Here is a 26082-nt window from a genome sequence, read left to right as displayed (position 1 = left end):
TTTGATGAAAAGTGCCACGGAATTATGTAACATTCAGGGCATTAACACCAGTCAATTAGTAAATATCGATAAGCAGTGTGCTCTGTTATCACTTTGCTTATCGATAATGTAATAATTTTCATCTGTTCCTGACTAGGAACGCTTAATTCGGAATGATTATGGCACAGCGAAAGATCCTGATTACTAGCGCATTACCTTATGCCAATGGCCCTACCCATTTAGGGCATTTATTAGAGTATATTCAAACTGATATTTGGTCGCGTTTTCAAAAACTACAAGGCCACGAAGCATACTATGTGTGCGCCGATGATGCTCATGGCACACCTATTATGCTTAATGCGCAAAAGCAAGGGATCACGCCTGAGGAAATGGTAAAAAACGTTAGTATCGAGCGCCAACGCGACTTTGCTGACTTTAATATCAAATTTGATAATTACCACAGTACCCATAGCCAAGAGAATAAAGAATTTAGTGAGCTTATTTATAATCGCCTTAACGATGCAGGCCATATTAAAAAGCACACTATTTCACAGTTATTCGATCCAGAAAAAGGCATTTTTCTGCCAGATCGCTTTGTTACTGGCACGTGTCCTACATGTAAATCAGAAGATCAGAACGGGGATAGCTGTGATGCCTGTGGCGCAACCTACAGCCCAACCGAGCTAATCAACCCACGCTCTGTTATGTCGGGTGCTGAGCCTATCTTAAAAGATTCTGAGCATTACTTTTTTGACTTACCCGCCTTTGAAGACATGCTTAAAGAGTGGCTACACTCAGGCACAATTCAACAAGAAATGGCCAACAAGTTAGATGAGTGGTTTGCCGATGGTCTCCAGCAATGGGACATTAGCCGTGATGCACCTTATTTTGGTTTTGAAATTCCAAACGCACCGGGTAAATACTTTTACGTATGGCTAGATGCGCCTATTGGTTATATGGCGAGCTTTAAAAACTTATGTGATAAACAGGGCATCGACTTTGATGCATTTTGGCAAGAAGGTTCAGACGCTGAGCTTTATCACTTTATTGGTAAAGACATCATCTATTTCCACAGCCTATTTTGGCCTGCTATGTTAGAAGGCGCTCAATTTAGAAAGCCAACTAACGTATTCGCCCATGGTTTTGTTACGGTCAATGGCGCAAAAATGTCTAAATCAAAAGGCACGTTTATTAAAGCGCGTACTTATTTAGATAACCTAGACCCAGAATTTTTACGTTACTACTACGCAGCTAAACTTAATAGTGGCATTACCGATTTAGATTTAAACCTTGAAGATTTTGCACAACGTGTAAACTCAGACTTAGTGGGTAAAGTAGTGAATATTGCCAGTCGTTGTGCTGGTTTTATTACTAAAAAGTTCGACGGTAAGCTGAGCAATACAGTTATGCAACCTCAATTGCTTGCAGAATTCCAGAACGCATCAGCGACAATCACCGAATATTACGAGAACCGTGAATACAGCCGTGCAATTCGTGAAATCATGGCACTTGCTGATAAAGCAAACCAGTTCATTGATAATGCCGCGCCTTGGGTGCTTATTAAAGATGAGTCAAAGCAAGAAGAAGCGCATCAGGTTTGTTCACTAGGACTTAACCTATTTCGCGTGTTGATCACTTACTTAAAACCAGTGCTACCTGGCATGGCAAGTAATGTTGAAGCCTTTTTAAATGATGAATTATCTTGGCAGGGTGCGCAAACAGCGTTAGTAAACCACCCTATCAATAAATTTAAGCCGTTAATGCAACGTGTAGAAATGGATAAAGTGAATAAAATGGTTGAAGAATCAAAAGAAAGCTTAGTTGCTGAAAAAGACAAAATCGATCCTAATAGCCCGCTTGCGAAAGAGCCTATTAGCGAAGAGATTGAGTTTGATGACTTTGCAAAGGTAGACCTGCGTGTTGCTAAAATTGCCAAAGCAGAGCACGTAGAAGGCGCTGACAAGCTGCTTAAATTAACCCTTGATTTAGGCGGTGAAACTCGCCAAGTGTTTGCTGGAATTAAATCGGCTTACGCACCAGAAGACATTGAAGGTAAATTAACGGTAATGGTTGCTAACCTTAAACCACGTAAAATGCGTTTTGGAATGTCTGAAGGCATGGTACTTGCGGCAGGCCCTGGTGGTAAAGAAATTTACATTCTTAACCCAGACGACGGCTCTGAGCCGGGTATGCGCGTAATGTAATTATTATCGCTTAAAGCCGCTAATATTTAGCGGCTTTTTTTTCACCTGTTATTTAGCTATTCTAATGAGAATTTTTAACGCCGCTATTCTCTGGTTTGCTCCCTGAAAAATAATTAAGCATTATTGCGATTTGGTATTACTGCAACAACTTTTGCTAAGTGAATCACCAAGCTTTGCGAGCTAATATACACAAACCAGTTTATATAGCGCACTTGAGGGTAAAAGCCTTGCCCCTGATTACCATAAATCCAAAAAGCACCAATAATGGCATCAGCCAATGCAGCAAGGAAAAGTCCTAAGCTCACCCACACTATTGGTTTGGGTGCGTTAATCCCACCATAGCCAACAACTAATACCAGACCCATAAGCCCAACAGCCGTTATCACTAAACTATAGACCCCAGTCATAGCTAAAATAGTATCTCCTGCCCCCTCAAGATACATAGAAGAGAGCGACGCACTACTTAGCACCAACACAACAACAAAAAAAAGTGCACTTTTTATAAACGACACCCGACGTTTTATATTAAAAGCTAACACACAGGCTATAAATAAAAGGCTGTAACCAGGTGCAAAAAATAAGATTGAATCCACTAAGTAATCATGTTTTATCAAGGTACTATAGCGATAATAGTGTTGGGGTAAATTAAAATTAACCACATCACCCGCGATACACAACATAAAAGCGCCACTGCCTAAAAGAGCAATAAAGCGTAATTGTTGGTCTTTAAAACGTTTAAATACCCAAGCTGACATCGTTACACTATTAAACACAAGTAAGCAGAGCGAACTCAGTGTCAATAGCATTAAAACACGTTTATTTTCAGGCGCAAGTAGCCCTATTAACATCACAGCTAAAGCGCACAGCCAAGCTATAAAAGTAATAATTTGATGCGGATGTTTTATAGATAACGGATTAATTGCACTATCCAGCCTTTAAAATTAATAACGTTAACTTAGCAAGTTTTTATCGCCCAAGGCTATTTTTTGTTTTGCATTTGCTGTATTTCTTTTTGTGTTTTAAGCAGACATTGCGCTAACTGTTCGAGTCGAATTGCTTTAATAGCGGCTAATGGATCTTGTACATTAAGTCCACCAGCATCATGGTTATTTTGTTGGTTTATTATTTTATTCTCATCGTGCTTATTGTGCATATCTTTTCTCTTGAAACTGTTTATCGATTTTAGGCGCGGTACCTTAAGTAAAAAAGTGCTTAAACGCTAAACGATTTACTTGAAAAACACCTGACACCCTGTATATTAGAACCTTCTAATATTTAGAGGTGTATTATGCGCATTATTTTGCTTTTTTCCAGTTTATTTCTTTCATTCGCTGCTTTTGCTAGCAATACCGACGAGGCACGACAAACCATTAAGGCATTTTCAAGTGATTTAAAACAGGTACTGGTTAGTACTATGAAACAAAGCGGCCCACTAGCGGCAATAAGTGTATGTAATACAGCTGCACCCGCTATCGCTTCACAACATAGCAATAGTCCTTGGCAAATTAGCCGCAGTGCTTTGAAAACTCGTAACTCAGATAATCAACCCGATGCATGGCTCAAAAATGTTTTATTAAACTTTGAACAACGTAAGCTCAATGGCGAGCCGGTAGCAAGCATAGAATATCAAGAGCAAAGACCGGATGGCTGGTATTTTGTAAAAGCGATTCCTACTCAAAAAGCGTGTTTAGCGTGTCATGGCAGTCAGATTGACCCCACAGTTTCTAAAAAAATAGCGACTTTATACCCTAATGATCAGGCAACTGATTTTAAACTGGGTGACATTCGTGGCGCATTTGTTGTTAAAAGGGCCAGTGAAAATCACCAATGATAACTCATTGACGATCAGCTATTAAATTTTACCGCATCGGATGCAATACGCTTTTTACGCCTAACATATAAAGTATGTGGCAGCATAAGTAATTGATTTAATAAAATAGCTAATACCAATGCAAACAACACTGCACTCGTGGTTAAAGGAATACCTAACTTAAAGTTATCAAGTGTACTTTGTAATCTGTCAACGCGCTCAGGGGAGAACATATACAGCATTTTTTGCACTAAATTACCTTGTTCAAAAATAGCCATCCCTTTTTTTAAATCGGCAAATTGCAGTAATGTTTGCTGTTTTTGATTTGCATCGGCTCTGACACTAGGTTCAGTGTTTGCTAAATGGCGGTTTATCATCGCTTGCGTGCTAGAAAAGTTATATTGCTTGGCCGTTTTTGCATAGCCGTCGACTTGCCATTTTGTTGCATGGTATAAGCCCGCTAAATGTTGTTGGTAATGATCACTCAGCTGCGGTAGTTGCAATGAAACAATAAAAGCGCAAGCAAATATTAACTTATCGAACAGGTTAACGATCATAATAATCCCTTGTGCTGCGTTTAATAAAAGTGAATACCGTTAACTATAACAGGTAGTCGCTTTAGTCTAAATACCATGCGCTGCTGCGCTGTTAATCTGCTTGGTGAAATTGACGATGTAGGGCGTGAACCTGCTCAACAAGTGCTGGTACGGGCCCATAAACAGCGACATTAGGAGCAACCGCTTCAATAGGTAACGGGTTAACCGGCGACTTAGTCATTTTGAGCTCGCTAAGCCAGCTAGTTAATTGCGCAGATGAACTGACATACATAATTCGACCTAAACCTACCCATGCGTGTGCTGCGGCGCACATAGGGCAATGTTCCCCGGAGGTATACACAGTAGCCCCAGCGCGTTGCTCAGGGGTCATATTGTTGGCTGCCCAACGAGCAATTTCAAACTCAGGATGACGTGTATGATCGCCACCGGCAACACGGTTACGATCTTCCATACATACATTTCCTTCAGCATCAATAAGCACAGAGCCAAACGGTTCATCTCCTGCTTCTAACGCCTCTTTAGCTAGTACTACGGTGCGTTTTAAGTGCGCTAAATCAGTCTCGTTCATAATCTGTAAACTCCTTTACTATCACTTTTGGGGATATTTAGTAACGTGATCTGTTTTTCTACTGCGCTAACCATAACGCTTTGATCCCTGCTTTTGCAACACGTACATCCTCACTGCCATGAGCACCGCCAACTCCCACAGCCCCCACCACAGTATCGTTTATATAAATAGGCACCCCGCCATCCAATATTAAAATGTTTTCATCTAAATAACGAAGGTCTGCTGGAATAGTGCCCTCTTTTATGCCTTTTGCTATAACTGCGGTTTCTCGCTTTTGCGAATTGGCGGTATAGGCTTTTTTATAACTGGCACGAATAGTATGAACACCGGCACGATGATCACGAAGTACTGCCAGCGTTTGCCCAGATGCATCCACAACGGTTATTGATACAGCTAAATTGTCTTTGTGCGCCGCTGCAGACGCTGCATTGACTATACGCTGTGCCATTTCACCCGTTAATTGTGCCACCATAGTCACATTTTCAAGCTGTTGATTATGAGTATTTATCTGCATTTCAGTTTGTCCAGCAACAGACGCTAATGAAGAAAGTGATGCAATGAGCGCTGTAAAAATAGCCCGTTTTTTCATGGTTTATTTCCTATTGTTAATTAATGACGTTATATCGCTGAACTGGATATAAAAAATTGAAAATAAACAGACCGTGTTTACTCATAAAAGCTTTCACTAGGAGGGTTAATAGCAGGCTTTGCTTTTTATTAAATACCTTTATTGTGATAAGGCAATGACCCACCCTTTTTTAAAATGATCGTAAGCTAGCAACCCGGCGTAACATTTAACCGACAACTAATCAATTTAAAGGAAAGTAACATGTTCAAGAAAATAGCGTCTGTTCTGACTTTTGTATTAGCAAGTTTAACCCTATCTTCAGCAGCTCATGCCGATCATCATGGTATGAAAAAAGATATCGTTGATGTAGCTGCTGCCAATGGTTCTTTTTCAACACTCGTTGCAGCTGTCAAAGCGGCAGGCCTCGTTGATACGTTAAAAGGAGATGGCCCTTTTACTGTATTTGCGCCAACTGATGAAGCATTTGCTAAACTACCAGCAGGTACCGTTGAAAACCTTCTTAAGAGCGAAAATAAAGACAAGTTAACTGCAATTCTTACCTACCATGTGGTATCAGGTAAAGTAATGGCTGCAGACGTTGTAAAATTAGACAGTGCAACGACCGTGCAAGGCCAGTCTGTGAATGTAACCACCAATGATGGCTCTGTTATGATCAACAATGCAAACGTAGTAATGGCAGATGTAAAAGCCATCAACGGCGTGATTCATGTCATTGATACTGTTTTGTTGCCAAAAGAGTAACAATCTAATCTCCACAGCGGAGTAAAATACTAACTCCGCTCACTATTACAAGCACAAAGTATTATTTTCTTTTACTAAATGCCCTCTTTTATACTAGTGATTTTTACACTATATTAAAAGATAATTAAGCGTCTGTTAATATTGAGAAAGTGTTTGTGGAAACAAATAAAAATAATACTACTGTTAAAGATAAACCAACTGAAGATCAAAAGAAGTTTTTCCTCGATTTACTCCCGGGAAAGCTAATTGATATACAATTTAACAATCCCATTCAGGTTCGCTTTAAACTCACTTTAATCGGCTACGACACCGGTAAATATTTAATATTAAAATACCCTGCTCAAGCAGGTAAAAATGATTACAGCGACATTTTAGTTGAAGGTAATGGGGCTATTGTACGTTATATCATTGAAGACGAACGGGGCGAATGTGTTGCTTTTTCAACCAGCATATTAGCGATTTCATTTCGCCCTGAACGATTAATTTATTTAGCTTACCCTAAAAAAATTGAAAGCCGACAATTACGTGAAACTAGCAGGTTGCCTACACACATTCCGGCTAAAATTAGTTTACATAAAGGCGATATTGATGCTGATAATAAAAGCTTATTGCACGGTTTAATTATTGATATTTCTCCGAGTGGTTGTCGCTTTGCTATTCACGTAAGCTCTGGATTTGTTGCACTAAAAAAACGTCAAGTTTTTGTGCATATACTTTCTCCATTAGACAACGAGCCTGTTATTATTACGTCTTACATTAGGAATAACCAAATGAAAGGCAACCGCCTTAGCGTTGGTATAGAGTTTGATGCTTCAGAGCAAGTTAAGCTTAACAAGCTGTTAGAAGCTTACTCGATTGATATTGATTAATGCCTTAAATAATCCTACCTGCAGAAACAGCAATGGCTAACCAATCTTGCTTAGCCATTGTAATAGTTAGTTTTTTATTCTAAACGCTTCAAAAACCGGTCACTTCTTGGCAAGTAGTAATCATCATAATCAAGCGAGACAATCACACGCTCTGCCCGACCAAGCAACTCATCACGTGGAACTAATCCAATGACCCGCGAATCCGCACTGTTATCGCGGTTATCACCCATAACCAGATAATGATCTGCTGCTATTGGTGTTGCCGGAAACTGCACTAAGCTTGCTGCCGATTTGGTAAGCCGTATGGTATGAGCATGCCCCTTTAAGTGCTCAGTTTTATCTAGCCACCGAATACTCTCGTTTAAAGTGCTATAACTTACTTTCTCGCCATTAATGGTCAATTCGTTATTTTGCAATGAAACTATATCACCTGGTGTGCCAATAACGCGTTTTATTAAACGGTTATCCGCCACTTTAGAATCAAATACAATAATATCGCCGGTTTGTGGTTCTGCCAATCTTATCAGGGATAAATGCGTAAATGGTATACGTAAATCATACGCCATTTTATCGGTAAGGATTCGGTCGCCTTCTTCAATGGTCGGTTTCATTGAACCTGTAGGTACTTCGTACCAATCGGCGACGGCACTACGAAACACACTCATTAAAATAATAAATACGATTAAGGAACGATTTTTTTTATATAACTTTGTTATTAGATTCATCTGTACACTCTGCTGTGGGTAATTACTTCATCAGAGTAAAATAATCGCAAGCAGTTCAATCAAGTATGTAACAAAACATGTTTAAGGAGGGAATATAGGTGTGCTGACACACCTATATTTAACAATAAAAAACTACTGATTTAGTTTATCTTTCGCTTCTTGTACTTTTGCAAAATCTAAACCTAATTCATCCGTTGCTTCTTTAATTAAATGAGGTTGGGTCATTACTACCGCCATCAATTGCTGAAGTTTTTCTGGTGGAATACCCAGCTCTTGTACTAAAGCCATAGCCATCATTGGGTTTTGGGTAAATGCTTCAAATAATGCCGCTACTTTTTCATCGCTGACATTGTGCTCTTTTAATATTGCAATAATTGGATTCATTATTAACCTTAAAATCGAAATAGTTTGTTAAAGTATATGGCCTCATACAGGGATTAACAATATTAATCCCTGTGGCATTACTTGTTTCACTCTACCAACAATACAACTTTACCTGAGTTTTCATTACCCTCTAAAATGGCATGTGCCTCACTAGCTTGTTGCCATGGCATGATTTTATAAATATTAAAGTCATATTTCTGATTGGCAATATCATCATAAAAGCGCGCTACAAATGCATCTCTTAACGCACGTTTAAACGCGATACTGCGATTACGTAATGTCGAGGCATGAAACGAAATGCGCTTTTGTAATAAGCGTGCAAAATCGACTTCGGCAAAGCGACTATCTAAAAATGCGAGCATCACAATCTGACAATCCATTGCGGCCACTTTGGCATTTTTATTCAAATAGCGGCCAGAAACCGGATCGACTATAGCGTTTGCACTTAAGTTATGTGCCTTCATATATTCAACAAAATCAGTGGTTTTATAATTAATCACATGGTCAGCACCCAAGCCTTTAGCGTGTTCACATTTTTCATCAGACCCTGCTGTTATTACCACCTGTGCACCGGCACTTTTTGCCATTTGAATAGCCGCTCCGCCTACGCCACTGGCACCGGCATGAATAAGCGCCGTTTGCCCTGATTGTAGTTTTCCTAACTCAAAGAGTGCGCCAAAGGCAGTTAAATACACTTCACTAATAGCAGCACCTTGTGCCATAGAAATATTATCTGGCAATTCCATTAATTGCTGCGCATCTACCGCGACATATTCACTGTAAGCACCTCCAGCACATAGAGTAAAAATACGCTTATCTTGCCATTTAGGGTCTACCTCACTGCCAAGCTCACACACGGTACCTGCACATTCGAGTCCTAGAATAGGGCTATCCCCTTCAGGAGCAGGATACTTACCTTGACGCTGCATACAATCGGCGCGGTTAACGCCAATCGCTGCTACTTTTACCAGTACTTCATTACTGCTAATCTTCGGCTTGTCGGTTTGTTCAAACGCTAACTGCTGATCTTGATGTGAAATGTACTGCATAAATCTCCTCGTATTTTATTCTATTTGATTTTCGCCATACTTCGGCTTCAACTAACTCGTTATTTTCTGTGTAATATATTTAAAGTGTGTAGTGGTTAGTAATTTTATTGATGTAACCTCGGGGTTTTAGCACTGGCAAACACAAAGCCTGACAAAAAAGCGAAGCCAACTAATTTAAACTCATAATACTCCTTTTGGAGTTAACAGCGCCTTAAGCACAAAAATTCAGTGCTGATTTAATCAGTTTATTGGCCTTTGTGGACTAACCTTTGTTCAATTTAGACCGAACTCGTTGGGCAGTACATTTTCTGCATTTATGCTGCGTTATCAGCAATTGCAGGGGAAGCCTTGCCTAAAAACACAACTTCAAATTTAACCTTGAAAGATAAACAAAACTATAAATTATTAAAGCGCCAGCTTTGTTTATAAGGATATACATCAGGAAGCTGACCTTGCTCAATACCTTGCTGAGTCATTTGCCAGTACTTTGCCGTAAATAAATCATTATGATAATGATTAAAATGGCTAAAGGCACTGCTGCTGGCACTAAAAAACACCTTAAATTGACTCGGGAATATATCATTTTGGTCTATATCAAAATAAGAATGTGAGCTTATTTCCTCTAACGCGTTGTCAGTATTTGGCACTTCTCTAAAATTACAATCAGTAAGAGGGCAAATTTCATCGTAATCATAAAACACCACTCGCCCCCAACGTGTCACACCAAAGTTTTTCATTAGCATGTCACCGGCAAAAATATTAGCACTGGCAAGCTCTTTAATCGCTTTACCATAATCAACCATCACCTGCTGCAGTGATTTACTGGTACATTGACCGATATATAAATTAAGCGGTGTCATTTTTCGCTCAACATAGACATGTTTGAGTATTAACGCTTTACCCGAAATAATTAAGCTATCACCAATGTGTTTTTTCATTTCAGTAAGCAGTTCATTACTAAAACGACTTAAATCAAAGGCTAGGTATCTAAATTCATGAGTATCAACTAATCGCCCTACTCTATCAGCCTGTTTTACAAAGTTATATTTATCTTTTACCTGCTGTTTTGTCGCTGTTTTTGGTGCACTAAATTTATCTTTTATTACTTTGTACACATAGTCTAGGCCATCAATTGTAAAAACAAGCATCACCATACCTGGTGTACCTGGCGCTAAATGATATTTATATTGCTCGGGGCTACTTTTAGTCGTATCCACCTTATAGCGATAAAATTCTGTTTTCGCATGTTTAATAAAACCTATCGCATTAAACAATTCAAACCGTTGTTTGTGAGGCATTAACACACTTAAGTAATCTACATACCTTGCAGGTTGGTCGGTATCTACCATAAAGTACGTGCGCGCAAAGCCAAATAACAAGCTCAGCTGATCAGCGCCCATCATCACAGCATCAATTGTAAGCCCGTCAGGGGTATTTAAAATGGCTATTGCAAAGGGCATATTATCGCCATTTTTAGCAATACATCGTCCTATTACATAACACGCTTTATTTCGGTAAAAGTGTGAATTGGCGTACTCAATATAGCCGTCATTTAAACTTATTAGCTCATACACTTGTCTGCATTGTTGCTGCGCCCCTTGGGTTAACGTTGCTTGTAGTTTAGCTAAGTCCTCGTTTAAATTTTTAAATGGCACTCTAAACACTTGTTCATTGACTAAAGTTTTAACTGCGCTATCAAAGCCTTCTTTTAAGGAAATACGACTCACAAGCCCTTCATAAGAACGTGGTTGCCCCCGGTACTTTGCTTTTAAGACAAATAAATGCACCGTACGAATTTTTTTATCATCCCAAATAGCGCCAAAAGTAGAATTAAAAAACGTATGTGCAATTGGCTGGTTTTCATGCTCTTTAACCATTTCGCCATAAATATTTTTTGCTCGTTGCCATGTTTGTGGACAGTTTAGTTCATCATAGGCAATCACTTTAACGGCCTCACTCACCTGCTTTACTTGACGCTCATACACTTGCAAGCGCGCTCGCATTGCCGCTTGCACCTCATGATATTGGCGTTGTTCAAAGCGACTTTGTGCCCCTAAGGTAATATTTAAGAACTGTGCAAACATAGCTTCAAAGCCAGCAAATACAGCGCGTGCTAACTTAGTGGCTATGAGTTCTTGTATAGGATTGTGGGTAGACGTTAACGACGTGCTAGGCATAGTATAGGCGCTTCTATTTTTAGCAATTATGCTGATTATTTTTTATTAGAGGTTTACACCTTAGCAAGCACGCTTTAATTTAGATAATTAATACAGCAAATAAATAAAATTGATCATATGAATATAAGAAATGTCGATCTCAACCTACTCGTCTATTTAAATGTATTAATAGATGAAAAAAGTGTGTCTAAAGCGGCCAATAAACTCGCATTAACACAACCGGCTATGAGCAATGCGTTAAAACGCCTAAGAGACTTATTTGACGATCCTTTGCTTGTTCGTGCAGCTGGCTCCATGACCCCAACAGCTAAAGCCATTGCCCTTAAGCCCGAAATTGAAGCGCTGTTAAAAATGGCAGAAGAGATCACGCAGCCCAGTGAGCAGTTTAATCCGGCTACCGCCCACGTGACGTTTCGTATTATGGCAAACGATTATATAGAATCGACGCTAATTGCCCCCTTTATTTGCGAGCAGCTAGCTAAAAATCCGGGCATTGACTTCGATGTACTTAGCCCCAGCGACGTGAACCTACAGGATATGGAAAAAGGCACTATCGATTTGGCAATAAACCGTTTTAATGGTCTGCCGCGCTCTTTTCATCAAGCTACTGTATGGCGAGATAACTACTGTTGTTTAACCCATCCACATAATCCATTTTTAAACGATGCAAACTTAGACCAATACTTAAAAAGTGAACATATTTGGGTTAATCGAGCCGGCTGGGGCCCCGAACCCGCTGTAACCAATAAATCAGGTAAACAAAAATTAGGCTGGGTCGATGAGGCATTATGGCAATTAGAACAAACACGTAAAATACGCGTATTTACTCGTCATTACATGATTGCCAGTTTACTGTGTCAATCTGAGCAACTTATTGCAACCCTTCCGCGTCGTCAAGCAAAGCTTTTAACTAGCCATACTAATTTAGTGATTAGCCCTGTGCCATTTCAAATCGTCCCCATAGAAATAAAAATGATATGGAGCCCGTTATTACATCATACACCAGCGCACCAATGGCTTAGACGCGAGTTGTTGGCGTTTGCAAATACAGTGATTGATAGGTAAAGAATTAAAATATTGATCAAATCAATATCAGTTATTGAAAACAACAATTTCATTAATATTACACTTAGCGCTAGAGTGAAGTTAAGCCAACAAACTAAGAGTAATAATTATGCAAACATCAGCAAGCTTCACACAACAAGACGGATTATTCATTGATGCAAATTTACATCAATTCATTGAACAACAATTGTGTCGTAAAACAACACTTCAAACGCAACACGTTTACCAAGCGTTAGCCACGCTAGTTGATGAGTTTGGGTGTGCATGTCGTAAAACAAAACACCAAGAAAACGACATTCTCGACGTGAATACTTTATTAAATGCATATCAACGTAAGAGTCATCCACATTGTCATGTAGATGCACAAACAACCGCAGCCGTTTTAGATGAATACTGTTGCCAAGTGCCTGCGATTATCGTGGTTGCTTTAATGGATACGCTTAGTGGCACACTCTGTGATGAGCCAAGCGCCCATAAACTTTACCACAGAGCTGCAGAGCTGACAGAGCGTCCATGCGTTCATCGCGAGCAAACAGCTAACGCCTCTGCAGCGTAAAATGCTGCCCTTTAAAAGTGCTCGATAACCTTGTTGGCAAATTGTTTGCAACTTAAGGTTGTCGAGTTATGATTTGATTGAGCTAAATCAAATGTAACCTGTCCACTGGCAAATGTGCTTTCAAGCGCGTTTTCAATTAAATAAGCAGCCTCACTCCATCCCATAAACTTAAGCATTAACACCGCACTCAATAAGCTACTGCTCGGATTTGCCTTATCTTGTCCTGCTATGCGCTCAAATGTACCATGTGTGGGTTCAAAAAACGCAACTTCGGTATTTAAGTTTGCTGCCGGCATAATCCCTACTCCACCGACTTGTGCACTGAGCATATCGGCTAAAAAGTCTCCGTTTTGATTAGTGGTGGCCACCACATCAAATTGAGCAGGATCCATTAAACACTGCTGAAGCATATTATCGGCAATCACTTCTTTAATAACCAGCGGCGGTAAATCAGCACGTTGTATTTCAAGCCAGCGCCCGTTTTGATGCTCAACGGCAGCGTATTCACGTTTGGCCAGCGCAAATCCCCAGCGCTTAAATGCGCCATCGGTAAACTTAAGTACATTGCCTTTGTGAACTAAAGTGAGTGATTCACTATTATTTTTTAGGGCATAATTAATTGCATAGCGTATTAATCGCTCTGATCCCTCTTTAGAGATATTTTTAATACCTAAACCACACTCTTGGGTAAAACGAAGCCGAGTTACGCCCATTTCTTCACATAAAAAATCGAGCATTTTTTCACTTTCAACACTGCCCGCTTGCCACTCAATTCCTGAGTACACATCTTCACTGCTATCACGCAGCACGGTAATATGCGTGGTAAATGGGTTTTTTAATGGTGACGGTAATGCACTAAATCCTTTAATGGTTCGCATATTTACATACAAATCCATTTCATGGCGAAGCGCGACATTGAGCGAGCGAAATCCGCCTCCAAGCGGTGTTGTTAAAGGGCCTTTAATCGCGATTTTACAATCTCGTACTGCATTAATCGTTTCTTGAGGGAACCAATCACCGTCATAAAGCTTGGCAGCTTGCTCACCATTGTAAACTTGCATCCAATGAATTTTGCGTCTTGGGCCATAACTATGCTCTATGGCGGCATCCACTACTTTTCGCATCACTGGCATGACATCGAGCCCGACGCCATCACCATCAATATAAGCAATAATAGGGTGTTCGGGTATATGCCACTGTCCTTGTTCATCAATAAGTATATGTTCACCATTTTCTGGCACAGTAATATGTTGATATTGCATTGTTAACACCTAGAAAAACATCCTCTTTTCATTAAAGCATGTTCGTTAATAGGTGTCTGTAATTGCATTTTTATAATTGATATCACCGCAGCGAATAACTGCACGGTATTCACTATTAGTAAAAATAAGGGAACGATTTTTTAACCAAGGTGGCATCAGGCATTTTATTTAACACCCGACCAAATAGAACATTACTGAGTAGAGCATAACTGCAGATTAATTTTAGCCACCGGATGATTATAAAATTAACCTGCTAAGTGAGATTATTTGTAATAGGCAAATAAGTATTTATTGAAACTATATTGGCTTTGTATAACCGCAATAACAAATCCTGCTTTACCATCTAAAAAGCCACGTCTTAAAAAATAATGGCGGATAAAAGAAAAAAAAGCGGAACTACTTGCCTTCAAGAGTGATGGTTTTTTACCCTTATTTACCATTTGCTCTGCACCTATGTGCGCATAATGGTTTCTTTTATTCATATAGCCAAAAATATCTTCATGCTGAAAATGTAATATATTTTCTTTCAGCTCAATTGGTTTACAATCAAGCATTACAACAGACTCATGCACTAAGTTTTGGTTATAACCTGTTATTTTTTTATTGTAGATACGCGCAATACGATCAGGATACCAGCCGCTGTGTCGAATAAATTGGCCACAAAAATACGTTAAACGGTTAAGCTTTAAAATATTTCTCTCATTGCATTTTGCCAATGTCGTTATTATTTCTTCCTTTAAACGCTCACTGACAACTTCATCACAGTCAATTGCAAAAATCCAATCGTTAGTTGCTAATGCTTCTGCTCTACGTCTTTGCTCACCAAACCCTTGCCAGTCATCACGCACAAATACTTTATCTGTGTATTTATTTGCAATAGCACGTGTTTCATCAGTGCTACCTGAATCAAGTACAATGATTTCATCTGCCCACTTTACTGACTCTAAACAACGCTCAATTTTATCCTTTTCATTTTTACATATAATACAAACAGATAGCTTCACAAAATTTCCTTTTTAATAACACTGTATTTTAAAAATTATCTTCCTATTATAAACAGATCATAACAACACAGGAAACAAGGCTTTAAAAAGTATGGTTTTAAGCTTCTAAAATAACGTCAATTGTATTGAGTAAAGCCTCTACTTGATGTCTATCAAGCACGGCGTTAGCGGATTTTAATCGTTTTTCAAACTCAACAGCTTGTTGATACAGCGCTTGGCATTCAAACATCCCTGCCGTTCCCTTAATCATATGTACGCTGCGTGCAAAACCGGTTATATCACCCTGCTTAAATTGCGATTGTAATGTGTGTTTTTGTTTTTTTAATCCTTTAATGTATTCTTGCTTGAGCAGTGCAAACTCATCATCAGGCAGCTTAATATTTTCGCATATATCAATATCAAGATAACTTGCGATTTTACTGCTAAAACACCGTCTATCGATAGGTTTGGCAATATGATCGGTAAAACCTTGTCTTAAATAGCGATCGACCTCATGCTTCATCGTATTGGCGGTAAGCGCCACAATCGGGGTCGTTACACCCGTGGCTTGCATAATATTAATTGCTTGTTCACCATCCATAATTGGCATTTGAATATCTAATAAAATCAAATCAAATTGTTCATCAAGTGTCGCTTGCGCGGCATCTCGGCCATTTTCTACTGCCACCACGGTTAAACCCATTCGTTCTAAAATACGCTTAATCAGCTGTCGGTTTTCTGGGTGATCTTCAGCCACGAGTACCCTACCAATCAAATTTCGCTGGTTACTATTTAAAGGGAGCTCTTTGTTTTGTGACTTACAAATATCGTCAAATGCGTTAACCCATTTTGTATGAGACGTTGTATGCAGTGCCATAGTAAAACAAAACTCACTGCCGCTTCCGAGCACAGAATAAACCATAATATCGCCATCTAGTTTAGTTGCTAGGCTTTTTGATATATTTAACCCAAGTCCAGTGCCACCGTATTTGCGAGAAATCGACGAGTCAGCTTGATGAAAGGGAGTAAACAAGTCTTTTTGCTCACTTTCGGTCATACCAATTCCCGTATCTTTTACTTTAATAATCAGTTGTTTTTTATTACAGCTAACCGTTAGCTTTATATAACCTTGGCTGGTAAATTTAAGCGCATTGGTTGCTAAATTTAATAATATTTGTCTCAATCGAGTTGGATCTGAGACAATCCAATCCGGTAGCGGAAATTGATAATCAACTTTAAATTTTAAGCCTTTATCACGAATTTGTTTTCCTAATAACGATTCGATTTCAGCAATAGTGGCAAATAAGTCCGTTTCAACTAGCTCTATCTCTAGACGGTTAGCCTCAATTTTTGACATATCCAAAATGTCATTAATTAAGCCAAGAACATGACGACTATTTTGCAAAATCACCCGAATGCCATGGTTTCTCTCATGAGGCTGTATATCACCTAAAATAATACCATCAGCATAACCAATGATTGATGTCATTGGGGTGCGAATTTCGTGGCTCATATTGGCTAAAAATCGACTTTTAGCTTCACTTGCATCACGAAGTTCTTCAGCTAATTGTTGTAACTCTTGAGTACGCAACTGTACTTTGTGTTCTAAATTTTTAGTCAACTCAACATTCTCATGGTGTATAATGCTAAATTTATTTGCCACGGCAAAAGCAAGTAGCACTGCATCGAGTGCGGTACCAATGAGCCCAAGTAAATAGAGATCCATCTTTATGGGTTCAATTAGCCCTAAATTAGTTAAATTGCCGACCATATTAGGAATGGCCATCGCCAAATACGCTAAAACAAAATAGCGAGCGGGCTTAAAGCCACTTAACCAACTTCGTATACCAACAATCATACCCAGACACAAAGTAGCCCCCGTAACTAAAGTAGCCCAGATAAAGCCAAAACCAGGCCAAATGATTGCAAATGGAGTACCTGCGGTAGCAATAATGCCTAAGTAAATTGATAACCGTGATAATTGAGGGGACGTTTCTTTTAATTTAAGTAAGCTGTTAAAAAATAAGATATTTGTGATGGGAATTAAGGTAAAACCTAGCCAATGAAAATGGGCGTTATAAAAACCAAAAATTTGATCAGGTATATGAAAAAACTGACTCCAGGCTAACACCCAGCACGCGGTAAACAGGGCGTAATATAAATGGGTTTTATCTCTATCACCCAAGTAAATAAGAAAATTATATAAACCTAATGCAATACCAACCCCAAAGCACAGCAGCATAATCATGTTGTCTGATGTTTTTTTCACAAAAAAATCATCATAAGGTGAAAGCACTAATTTAGGTGGGGTATAAAAGTATTCACTTTGAAATTTTGCAATTAATATGTAGGGCCGATTAGGCGTAAGCTCGATTCTATTACCATAATGAAATGCAAACTCATTAGGGTAAATGCCACCCGTTGCATAGCGCTTTATTGGCTCACCAAAGTTCGACATATCATAGATACGCGTCTCAATTTTTGAAAGCAGCGTGTTATATGGATATAACACAAGTTCATTTAAATCAGTTTTGTTTTCCAGCTTAATAACAAACCAAAAACTACCACCAAAAAACGTTGTTCTCGACTGTGGTTGCTTTTTTTCAAGCCAGGTTTCAATTTCACTATGGTCTCGAGGAAAAGCGCCATTAGTTACTTGAAATACACTGCCTTGATTAAACAAATCAGTATCGTGTTGTTTCAAAGTATAAGCAAAAGGCTCAAGTGCATTTGCCACTGCTAAATTGCTAAAGCATATAAATACACAATATATAAATAGCTTTAGAGCTGCCTTTATTGGCATACTTCGCACCTTAAATGAAAAACCGAAATTAAAACTGATAACTAATATCCAAGCCAAAACGCCGACCTTCACCCTTAAAATCTTCAAGCATGCCAAGAAAAGAACTTAAATCAAATTTTAAGTGACTGTATTGAGTACCAAAGAGGTTTTTACCCCAAATGGCAACCCCCCAGTTATCGTGTTGATAGTGTATATTAGCGTTAAAAATACTGTAGCCGTCTTGCATCGCATAGGGGTTCTGATTCTGATCAAAATAGTAGTCGGATTGATAATCAACTAATAATTGAGTTGTTAGTGGGTGATTAGCCAGCTCAAAAGTGTAATCAATACCCGCACTGAGATTCCATTTTGAGGTAAACGGCAAACGATTATCAGTTAACGCGTTCCCTAATGGATCAACATATTCTTCAAACTCTGCATGGGGTATATAACCCATAGCAAACTTAACATTCAAATTATCGGTCAGCCAATACTCAAGATCAGCCTCTAGGCCGTAAATAATCGAGTCAGCTACATTTTCTAATAATTGAATTGGCGGGCTCTGCTCAGATGCTGAAGGCTGATTCATAAAGACTTGTTGATCATTATAATCATAATAAAATGCAGCCCAGTTAAATCGAATCCCCCGCTGTGGCCACCAGGACTTTGATCCGATTTCGTGTGAGTTCAACCGCTCTTTTTGATAGTCAGCAAGTTGGGCCTGTTCAGGTGATGACAAAAAGCCACCATTATAGCCTCCGCTTTTGCTGCCATTAGCAAAACGATAATAGGCGTAGGTTGAATCATCGACTTTAAAGTTCACACCTAACTGGCCAGAAATGCCATTATCTGACTGCTCTCCCTGAACACGATAAAATGGAACCTTAACCCCCGTTAAATCGTTAACATCTAAAATAACATTAAGCTGTGACACTGAGTCGTAGTTTAGCGATTCATAAGAGTAACGAAGCCCTGCAGTGATCAACCAATGTTGGTTTAATTGATAATCGAATTGCGTAAACGCAGCCATACTCTTTGTGTTTATTTTATTATCATAGAAAAATGTAGTCGTTAAATTTGTCGGCAAAATGCCCCGATAGTCCCGTAAAATATCATTCACATTATTCTGATGAATAGCCTCATCAGAATAATATATTCCCGTCGTTAAAAAATGCTCACCCAACTGAGATTGCAATCGCAATTCTTGCGTCACCAAATCAGTATTTAACCCTAAGTTGCCCTCACATAACTGTGCGGGAGAGCCATCACAATTAAAAGCATGGTCCCGTTTTAATTTGTTATAACTGCTTAAAAAAACAAGCTCATTATGTGTGTCCAATTGCCAATTAGCATGGGCGCTAATGCCCTTACCATCTGTTTTATGGGGCGAATTATTATTGACGCTTACTGTATAAAAATCATCACTGGCATCATTAAAGCCAAAATTATCAAAACAGTTGGTTGAACCCGCTTGCGCTGGCGAGCATCGCTCTCCTGTTAGTGGATTGGCAACAACCCCAATACTGCCAACCGGCTGTACTATGCCATCCCAATCGGAAATATGCCCTTTTATCAATAGCTGTACCGTGTCAAAATCAGCTAAAAAGGAAACTCGGCCATTCGTTTGTCGCATGCCAGCCTTCGGTGAGTCAGCAAAAATATTGTTAGTGGAATAATCATAATCTCGATGATTAAGCGCTATACGAACGGCAGTGTTTTCACTAAGTGCTGAATTAAACATAGCATCAACACTGGTCGCGTTGTTATTAGCAATACCAGCACTTAAGTATCCGCTTTGTTCAAACTCAGGGCGTTTAGAGCGGATTAAAATAGCGCCCCCAGTAGAGTTGCGACCAAATAAAGTGCCTTGAGGACCACGCAAAATATCAATTTGTTCAATATCAAATAAATTAACAATTTGGTTACTTGCAGAGCCAACAGCAATGTCATCAACATACATCGCCACAGGGGATGTATTCGCCGTATTGTAATCAACTAGCCCTACACCACGAATGTTGACCGCTGGCGGTGTGCCTTCCGCTGCGTTTTGACTAATTTTTAGATTAGGAGCAAATACAGACAACTCTGTCGAATCTTTAACGTGTTGTACTTGAAGATCATTACCTTTAATGGTGCTTACAGAAATGCCAACTTCTTCAATTTTTTGCGCTCTTTTTTGCGCATAAACTTCTATGATTTCCATATTACGCGCATTCGTACTTTTATCATCTACAAGTACTTTCGCCTGCAGTGGCAGTAAAAAGCCTGGTAAGCATATCAACCCTATTTTCTTATTGAGAAGCTTGCCTTTATTTTTCATTTCTTGTGACCTTTACGCTAGACAAATGTAAACAGCATGTTTAATTATATACTAATCAATCGATAATACGGTTATATGAATAATATTTTAATGTTTGAGGGCTGCAAATGCATCTTCGCCACTAATGTGTTGTGGGTAACCTACCATTGCTCTTGCTGTTTGCATACCAGCCATGACAGCCGCTTCAACACAACCGGCATTAACGCCTGTTTTTATCCAGTCACCGGTAATAAAAAGATTGGTAAATTGTGTTTCATCGGTTGCCAGACGATATTGACTTGAGCCCGCAACTGACAGTACATATCGCTCACTGGGATCCACATTTACTCGCCAGTATTGAGCATTTAATCGTTCATCCCCTGATAACTGAGAGCCATGCAAAACAGACCAGTCAAATTGATTATTTTGATACGCTAATGGCCAAATAGCCTGTATGTTATTTTCTAGCATACCTTTAAGATTAGCTTTTACTTGCGATTTTGCTTGAAAAACAAATTGATGTTCACTTTGTGGCGGGTAATAGTCACAAGGAAAAACACTGCAAAAGTAAGCAATGTTTTTAGGAGAACAATCGATAGGCCATTGCTCTTTGTCGATTAAATTCATCATCGCCGCCCATGTATCAAATGGTTCGCTAAAGCCACTGAGAATGGGGCCTTCTTTGCTAGGTGGCCTATATTGCCAACCTAATTGCTCGTCAGTCTTACTAAGCCATAATTGGGCTGCCTGCGTTGCCACCGTTTTGACTTGTTTTGCTTGAGCTGCAAAATTTGTATCCCATACTAATAACGAAGGGCATACATGCTCAAGTGAGGCAACAGATACGCCAAGAATCATCCTGTCAAAGTCATCTTTGTAGCGTAATTTTTTTATTGGCAGGGGCTGCCCAAAATGGTTTTCATATTGAGCTGGCCAGTCAGACCAAAAAGATTCTAAATTAATATTATGCTGTTTTAATAGTGCGGCATGTTCACTATTAATTTGCGCATAAAGCGGCTCACTTGGCCAGCAAGGTAGTTTTTTCACATCAACAAGTGGTTGATATTCAGCATCTGATTTCAAAGTAACTTGTTGCTGTAACTTAATTACCTCAACAAAACGTTCACCCTGCTCATTTAGGCTGGGTTCCAGGTTTTGCAATTGATGGAAATATTCAAACTTAACCCCTCTTTTTTTTAGTAGCTCATACAGTGGAGCAAAAATGACATCGCCCATCCCCGCTTGCATTTTCCACATGACGCCACCGCGATAACACAGCGCAATACGTAACATAGCTAGTGATGCAACACCGGCTTCAACATTAGGCTTACTGATGTCTCCATCAGCGTAAGCAAATACTAAATCATAAAATCCCCGTATTGGCGCAGAACTAGCGCTGTAATGCTCATTTGCCCCATTTCTTATCAGCCACTGTCTAAAATCAAATTTGTTTATGACCCCAAACCCATCTCGATATACTTTGTCTTTGACCAGGCCAACCAACATTGCAATAGCAAGGTCTGCACAAATATATAATCGTCTAAGCTGCGCATTATTGTCTAATAACTCAATCATTTCGCTATTTAGCCAACGCTTTAGTTTTCTAACTATATACCAAATGACAAGGCCATCTTTTTTCTCTTGTACTTGGGGTTTTAATGTATTGTCAGCGTGAGCAAACTGATTTAATTTACTTATTAATAAGCTGGGAGTAGAGGCTATTTCACTCGAGTATTGTTTTATATCATCAGCAAAGTGTTGCCAAGTTTCCTCTGTATCATCAACCAAGTCCGCTATTTGTTGATGTAAATGGCGTAATAAAGACTGATCACGAGATTTTTTTGTGCTCAGTTTTATATTTTTATTGGCTTTTTTTGCGGCTAATTGTAAATCCAGTATCCACTTTTTTAGCCAAGCTAGGGTCATTTTAATAAAGTCCCATGGCGTAATATCCAAACTACCCTCCGCAGGATTTCCAGGTAATAAGGGGAAATCTATTGGCCATGTTTGCCATTGATCATTAATATATTCTTCTAGTGCTATAAAACTATGCGGCTTTAATGCTTGCTGCCATGTAGATAAAGGTGAATCGACTGGGCGTTGTAACTGAGTGTAAACCGTTTCTATTGTTTTAAAGCTATTTACATAAGCACCAAACCATACATGCAAGCCATGCTCTTCAATACGCTGCCCACGAGCCGCATTACGGCCACTTGCGCCTTTACCACCTAAACGCCAACCTTGTTGGTATACAGTAATAGTTCGATGCTGTTGCCAATCACGCTGCTCGGTTAAATACAGTGCAGCAGTCATAGCCGATACACCGCCACCAATTATCACAATTTTTTCTTGGCCCATGATAAATCCTTCTAAGTAATTTAAATCTTAGTTGCGGCTAACTGGTCAAAATCCATTTGAACATAAAATGGTAAGTGCAGCGCTTGACTACCTAACTTCAGACCAAACATATCGGCAAGGGGGAAACTATCTAATTTATTAAGATGTAACGTAAACTCAGGTTTCAAAAATTTAAAGCGATGTATTTTTTTTATCATAGAGGGTGAGTGCATTACGCTTTGGTATACCGCTGAATCACTACTGCCATCGGGAAATTGCTTAAACAATATTTGATCCATTTGTGGATTAACAAACCCACTCAATAGCTGCTTTAATAATGACAAATCAATGCCTAAATGTTTACGAGAAAACAAATTTGCTACTTGCTCGCCAAAATCATCTAGGACAGAGAAAAAGTCATTTTCGTGCCCCTGAGAATTTATTGTAATTGTAAATAACTCATGCATTTGCAGCTTTGATTCAGGCGAAAAATGATCAAAGCATTCTAAAGATAGTGAAAAATTCGAAAGCTCAGTTACACACTCGGGCATAATGTAATCACATAAATATTTATTATAGCCCCACGTTTCGCGACCATTTATGAGTGCATAAATGTTATTAACGCAGATAAATGCAGGATACCAATATAGGTAGGTTATATCCTCATCTTCAACTTTAGCGACAGGCAACCAGATGATAATATCTGTTTCTTGCATCCAACCATGCTGATCGAAAGGCGGTGTCATTGAGGCTATTTTTTCAATATCTGTAAATGTAATAAGTGCAAACTCGCCAAGTATTTTAAAACGAATATTCCCTTTAACGCCTACGTTTAGCGTTGAATCAATATATCTTTGTGATTTAGCTAATTCTATCTCAGCAAAAAAACCATACATATTCGCATTGTGCATACGACAAGGCGGCTTTGCTATTGGATTAGATAAAAAATGTTGATATGGCGTAGATAGTGAGCTCATTTGACCCCCTCAGTTAAAAACTGAGTATAGTCAGATATATTAGGGTCTGTTGACCTTTGCGAATTAATATTTATGGCTATATGTGAATTCCACTCGATTCAAAGTATTTTAATAAATTGCTTGCAAAGTAAAATGTTGTGAAGTAGTATCGCTTCTTGGCTATAAAAAGCCCTAGCGGTTAACCTCTTTACCCTGATCCAGTAAGCCCCGCAAAACGTATATTCAAAAGCTAAGTTATTGTACGGCGAGAACCCCTATTAATACCTTGATGATTTATTTTTAATATCATCGTAAAAGTGTCATAAAGATCGTCAACACTGTAATGAAGCTAAACACAATTAGATTATTTATTATCTGTAATGTGCTTTAAGAAAAAGCCCAGAATAAATAACAAAAATAAAGTGAGTTTTATTATGTCATACAAATATAACGGATCTATGATCCAAATAGCACATCCAGTGCAATCAATTTCGGTTAACAAACATCGTGTAATCTTTAGCGATACACAAGGTTTGAAAAATGCATTGTTTCAAAAAGCAAGTGATGCACGTCAATTTGTAAAGTGGCTCAAAGCCAGCTAATTATTATTGATAAGTTAAACACTTATAAATAAATCTAAATGCCAGCGTGAAGCTGGCATTTTACTTTTTGGTGTATTATTGACTACACTTAAATCCTTGTTTATTTATTCGTTGTAGTGCAAATGCGGTTTTCGTGGTTAATACTGTTAGTCTGTGTATTTTTATGCACAAAGTGTAATGCTAGAACAATAAAATGGTTAACACATGATTTTGCGCCCTACTACATTATAAGCGGGCCGAACAAATCCCAAGGTCGTGACGAAAGTATTATTTCGCTTTTAGAACAGCAGCTGCCGCATATTACTTTTGAAAGAGTGATCATCCCCTCAGGTAAAGTGATTCAGGAACTCGCAAACCTGCAGTCTAATGCTTGTGCTTTGTCGCTCTATAAGAATAAATACCGCGAAGAGCGTGTTTATTTCACACATCAAAGCTCTACAGCAGGGCTTTCGCCATCAATTGCCATGCATACCAAGCTAAGTAGTGCGCTTGAGATTGAAGACGCTAAACCGGTGTCATTAACCAATTTATTAGTTAATAAAAAGCTTACCTTAGGTGTATCTATGAATCGCTCCTATGGCAGTGAAATTGATAAAATAATCAACACCACACCCGGTATAAATCTGGTCATTCGACCAACCCGCGATACCCTCAGTACGTTAACATATATGCTTAACCTTAAAAGAATTGATATTTTATTAGGTTACCCAAGTGAACATTATTATTTAGCAAAAACAATGGGGTTTACTGATAATTTAACCCAGCGGATGCTCACTGAAGCACCAGAAATAAGTTACGGTTACATTGGCTGTACTAAAAACGAGCAAGGTGCAGAGGATATTGCTACGCTTAATCAACAACTCAAACTGATTAAGCAGACTGAAAACTATAAACAGATATTAACTCGGTGGTTACCAAGTCATTTAAAACCCAAATTAGAAGCACATTTACAATAATAAAAAGCTAAGCGTATTACTAATTAGCGCTTAGCTTTTTTAAAATAGTCTTACTGGCGAATACCTTCAATAAATAAACCAATATCAACATGGGTAGATGCTGGGCCTAAGTTATAGTCAATACCGTAGTCGGCCAGTTTTAAGCTAGTTTCTCCTTCAAAACCAACACGGTAACCACCCCATGGATCTTTACCTTCACCAATTTTATCTATTTCAAAGGTAATTGTCTTCGTAACACCGTGTAGAGTAAAGTCACCGGTTACTGTGGCTTCTTCACCGTCTTCGTCAAACTTAATCGCTGTACTCTTAAAGCTTGCCTGTGGGTATTTGCTTACGTTTAAAAAGTCACTACCACGTAAGTGTTTATCACGTTCTGCGTGATTTGAATCTAGGCTTGCCGTATCAATATTTACACTAATTTGAGACGCATTTGGATTTTTAGCATCGTAGTTAAATTTGCCATCAAAGGTATTAAAACGCCCGTGCAGCCAGCTGTAGCCTAAATGTTTAATCTTAAAGTTTACAAAAGCATGCGCACCTTTTGTGTCAATAACATAATCTGCGGCATTCGCAGTGGTCGCTGTCATAAACATCGCTGCTGATAACGCTGAAGTTAAAAATAATTTTTTCAT

General features: G+C 38.9%; 24 protein-coding genes. 8 read left to right on the top strand and 16 right to left on the bottom strand.

What is annotated here, in order from left to right:
* Positions 1–158 precede the first annotated feature (158 nt).
* Entirely contained in the window at positions 159–2183 is a 2025-nt protein-coding gene (gene metG / locus BM380_RS01300) for a methionine--tRNA ligase (RefSeq protein ID WP_013465054.1), read from the top strand.
* 113 nt (positions 2184–2296) lie between these two features.
* Here metG and BM380_RS01295 read toward each other — a convergent pair whose 3' ends face one another.
* Entirely contained in the window at positions 2297–2938 is a 642-nt protein-coding gene (locus tag BM380_RS01295; protein WP_254772042.1) for a hypothetical protein, read from the bottom strand.
* Positions 2939–3162: 224 nt separating this feature from the next.
* Positions 3163–3336 carry a hypothetical protein gene (locus BM380_RS18295; protein ID WP_175527437.1) on the bottom strand — a complete coding sequence of 58 codons (174 nt, stop codon included), beginning with the start codon at positions 3334–3336 and terminating at the stop codon, positions 3163–3165.
* Positions 3337–3471: 135 nt separating this feature from the next.
* Between BM380_RS18295 and BM380_RS01290 the strand changes: the two genes are divergently transcribed.
* Positions 3472–4014, top strand: a complete 543-nt coding sequence (locus BM380_RS01290) for a Tll0287-like domain-containing protein (RefSeq protein ID WP_090492461.1) — start codon at positions 3472–3474, stop codon at positions 4012–4014.
* A gap of 14 nt (positions 4015–4028) precedes the next feature.
* On the opposite strand, the gene BM380_RS01285 is transcribed toward BM380_RS01290, so the two are convergent.
* From BM380_RS01285 to BM380_RS01275, 3 genes are all read right to left on the bottom strand, one after another.
* Positions 4029–4550 (bottom strand): DUF2937 family protein, encoded by a 522-nt coding sequence (locus BM380_RS01285; RefSeq protein ID WP_090492458.1) that lies wholly within the window; start codon positions 4548–4550, stop codon positions 4029–4031.
* Between the two features lie 91 nt (positions 4551–4641).
* Positions 4642–5118 (bottom strand): nucleoside deaminase, encoded by a 477-nt coding sequence (locus BM380_RS01280; protein WP_090492456.1) that lies wholly within the window; start codon positions 5116–5118, stop codon positions 4642–4644.
* Between the two features lie 58 nt (positions 5119–5176).
* Positions 5177–5707, bottom strand: a complete 531-nt coding sequence (locus tag BM380_RS01275) for a GlcG/HbpS family heme-binding protein (protein ID WP_090492455.1) — start codon at positions 5705–5707, stop codon at positions 5177–5179.
* A 240-nt stretch (positions 5708–5947) separates the two neighbouring features.
* Here BM380_RS01275 and BM380_RS01270 point away from each other — a divergent pair, with 240 nt between their 5' ends.
* Together BM380_RS01270 and BM380_RS01265 are read left to right on the top strand one after the other, a co-directional pair.
* Positions 5948–6448 carry a fasciclin domain-containing protein gene (locus BM380_RS01270; RefSeq protein ID WP_090492453.1) on the top strand — a complete coding sequence of 167 codons (501 nt, stop codon included), beginning with the start codon at positions 5948–5950 and terminating at the stop codon, positions 6446–6448.
* 155 nt (positions 6449–6603) lie between these two features.
* Complete coding sequence (locus tag BM380_RS01265) at positions 6604–7317, top strand: flagellar brake domain-containing protein (RefSeq protein ID WP_036954571.1); 714 nt, start codon at positions 6604–6606, stop codon at positions 7315–7317.
* 74 nt (positions 7318–7391) lie between these two features.
* Here BM380_RS01265 and lepB read toward each other — a convergent pair whose 3' ends face one another.
* The 4 genes from lepB to aceK all read right to left on the bottom strand — a co-directional run bounded on the left by lepB (position 7392) and on the right by aceK (position 11652).
* The gene (gene lepB / locus BM380_RS01260) at positions 7392–8042 is read right to left on the bottom strand and encodes a signal peptidase I (protein ID WP_090492450.1); all 651 of its coding nucleotides are present in this window, start codon (positions 8040–8042) and stop codon (positions 7392–7394) included.
* Between the two features lie 132 nt (positions 8043–8174).
* Positions 8175–8426 carry a DUF2999 family protein gene (locus BM380_RS01255; protein WP_090492448.1) on the bottom strand — a complete coding sequence of 84 codons (252 nt, stop codon included), beginning with the start codon at positions 8424–8426 and terminating at the stop codon, positions 8175–8177.
* 86 nt (positions 8427–8512) lie between these two features.
* Positions 8513–9475 (bottom strand): zinc-binding dehydrogenase, encoded by a 963-nt coding sequence (locus BM380_RS01250; RefSeq protein WP_090492446.1) that lies wholly within the window; start codon positions 9473–9475, stop codon positions 8513–8515.
* Between the two features lie 395 nt (positions 9476–9870).
* Complete coding sequence (gene aceK, locus BM380_RS01245; RefSeq protein ID WP_090492444.1) at positions 9871–11652, bottom strand: bifunctional isocitrate dehydrogenase kinase/phosphatase; 1782 nt, start codon at positions 11650–11652, stop codon at positions 9871–9873.
* A gap of 117 nt (positions 11653–11769) precedes the next feature.
* Here aceK and BM380_RS01240 point away from each other — a divergent pair, with 117 nt between their 5' ends.
* Together BM380_RS01240 and BM380_RS01235 are read left to right on the top strand one after the other, a co-directional pair.
* Positions 11770–12717 (top strand): LysR family transcriptional regulator, encoded by a 948-nt coding sequence (locus tag BM380_RS01240; RefSeq protein ID WP_090492442.1) that lies wholly within the window; start codon positions 11770–11772, stop codon positions 12715–12717.
* 109 nt (positions 12718–12826) lie between these two features.
* Positions 12827–13273, top strand: coding sequence for a hypothetical protein (locus tag BM380_RS01235; protein ID WP_013465068.1), 447 nt, complete (start codon positions 12827–12829; stop codon positions 13271–13273).
* A gap of 11 nt (positions 13274–13284) precedes the next feature.
* Here the strand turns inward: BM380_RS01235 and icd are convergent, their stop codons facing one another.
* From icd to BM380_RS01205, 6 genes are all read right to left on the bottom strand, one after another.
* Positions 13285–14535 carry an NADP-dependent isocitrate dehydrogenase gene (gene icd / locus BM380_RS01230; protein WP_090492440.1) on the bottom strand — a complete coding sequence of 417 codons (1251 nt, stop codon included), beginning with the start codon at positions 14533–14535 and terminating at the stop codon, positions 13285–13287.
* Between the two features lie 263 nt (positions 14536–14798).
* Positions 14799–15539, bottom strand: a complete 741-nt coding sequence (locus tag BM380_RS01225) for a glycosyltransferase family 2 protein (protein WP_090492438.1) — start codon at positions 15537–15539, stop codon at positions 14799–14801.
* A gap of 97 nt (positions 15540–15636) precedes the next feature.
* A complete protein-coding gene (locus tag BM380_RS01220; protein WP_090492435.1) occupies positions 15637–18321 on the bottom strand; it encodes a 7TM diverse intracellular signaling domain-containing protein in 2685 nt (894 codons plus the stop codon).
* Between the two features lie 28 nt (positions 18322–18349).
* Positions 18350–20620: a TonB-dependent receptor gene (locus BM380_RS01215; protein WP_090492433.1), complete on the bottom strand. Its 2271-nt coding sequence runs from the start codon at positions 20618–20620 to the stop codon at positions 18350–18352.
* An 87-nt stretch (positions 20621–20707) separates the two neighbouring features.
* A complete protein-coding gene (locus BM380_RS01210) occupies positions 20708–22957 on the bottom strand; it encodes an NAD(P)-binding protein (protein WP_090492432.1) in 2250 nt (749 codons plus the stop codon).
* 20 nt (positions 22958–22977) lie between these two features.
* Positions 22978–23913: an acetoacetate decarboxylase family protein gene (locus tag BM380_RS01205; RefSeq protein ID WP_090492430.1), complete on the bottom strand. Its 936-nt coding sequence runs from the start codon at positions 23911–23913 to the stop codon at positions 22978–22980.
* A gap of 413 nt (positions 23914–24326) precedes the next feature.
* Here BM380_RS01205 and BM380_RS18290 point away from each other — a divergent pair, with 413 nt between their 5' ends.
* A complete protein-coding gene (locus BM380_RS18290; RefSeq protein ID WP_007375427.1) occupies positions 24327–24494 on the top strand; it encodes a hypothetical protein in 168 nt (55 codons plus the stop codon).
* Positions 24495–24616: 122 nt separating this feature from the next.
* Positions 24617–25450 (top strand): transporter substrate-binding domain-containing protein, encoded by an 834-nt coding sequence (locus BM380_RS01200; protein WP_090492428.1) that lies wholly within the window; start codon positions 24617–24619, stop codon positions 25448–25450.
* A 50-nt stretch (positions 25451–25500) separates the two neighbouring features.
* Here BM380_RS01200 and BM380_RS01195 read toward each other — a convergent pair whose 3' ends face one another.
* Positions 25501–26082, bottom strand: a complete 582-nt coding sequence (locus BM380_RS01195; protein ID WP_013465075.1) for a YceI family protein — start codon at positions 26080–26082, stop codon at positions 25501–25503.

Source organism: Pseudoalteromonas sp. DSM 26666, assembly GCF_900116475.1.
In the GTDB taxonomy this organism is placed as follows: domain Bacteria; phylum Pseudomonadota; class Gammaproteobacteria; order Enterobacterales; family Alteromonadaceae; genus Pseudoalteromonas; species Pseudoalteromonas tetraodonis.
Note: the sequence above shows the minus strand (reverse complement) of the source record. Positions and strands in the feature narration are given on the sequence as shown.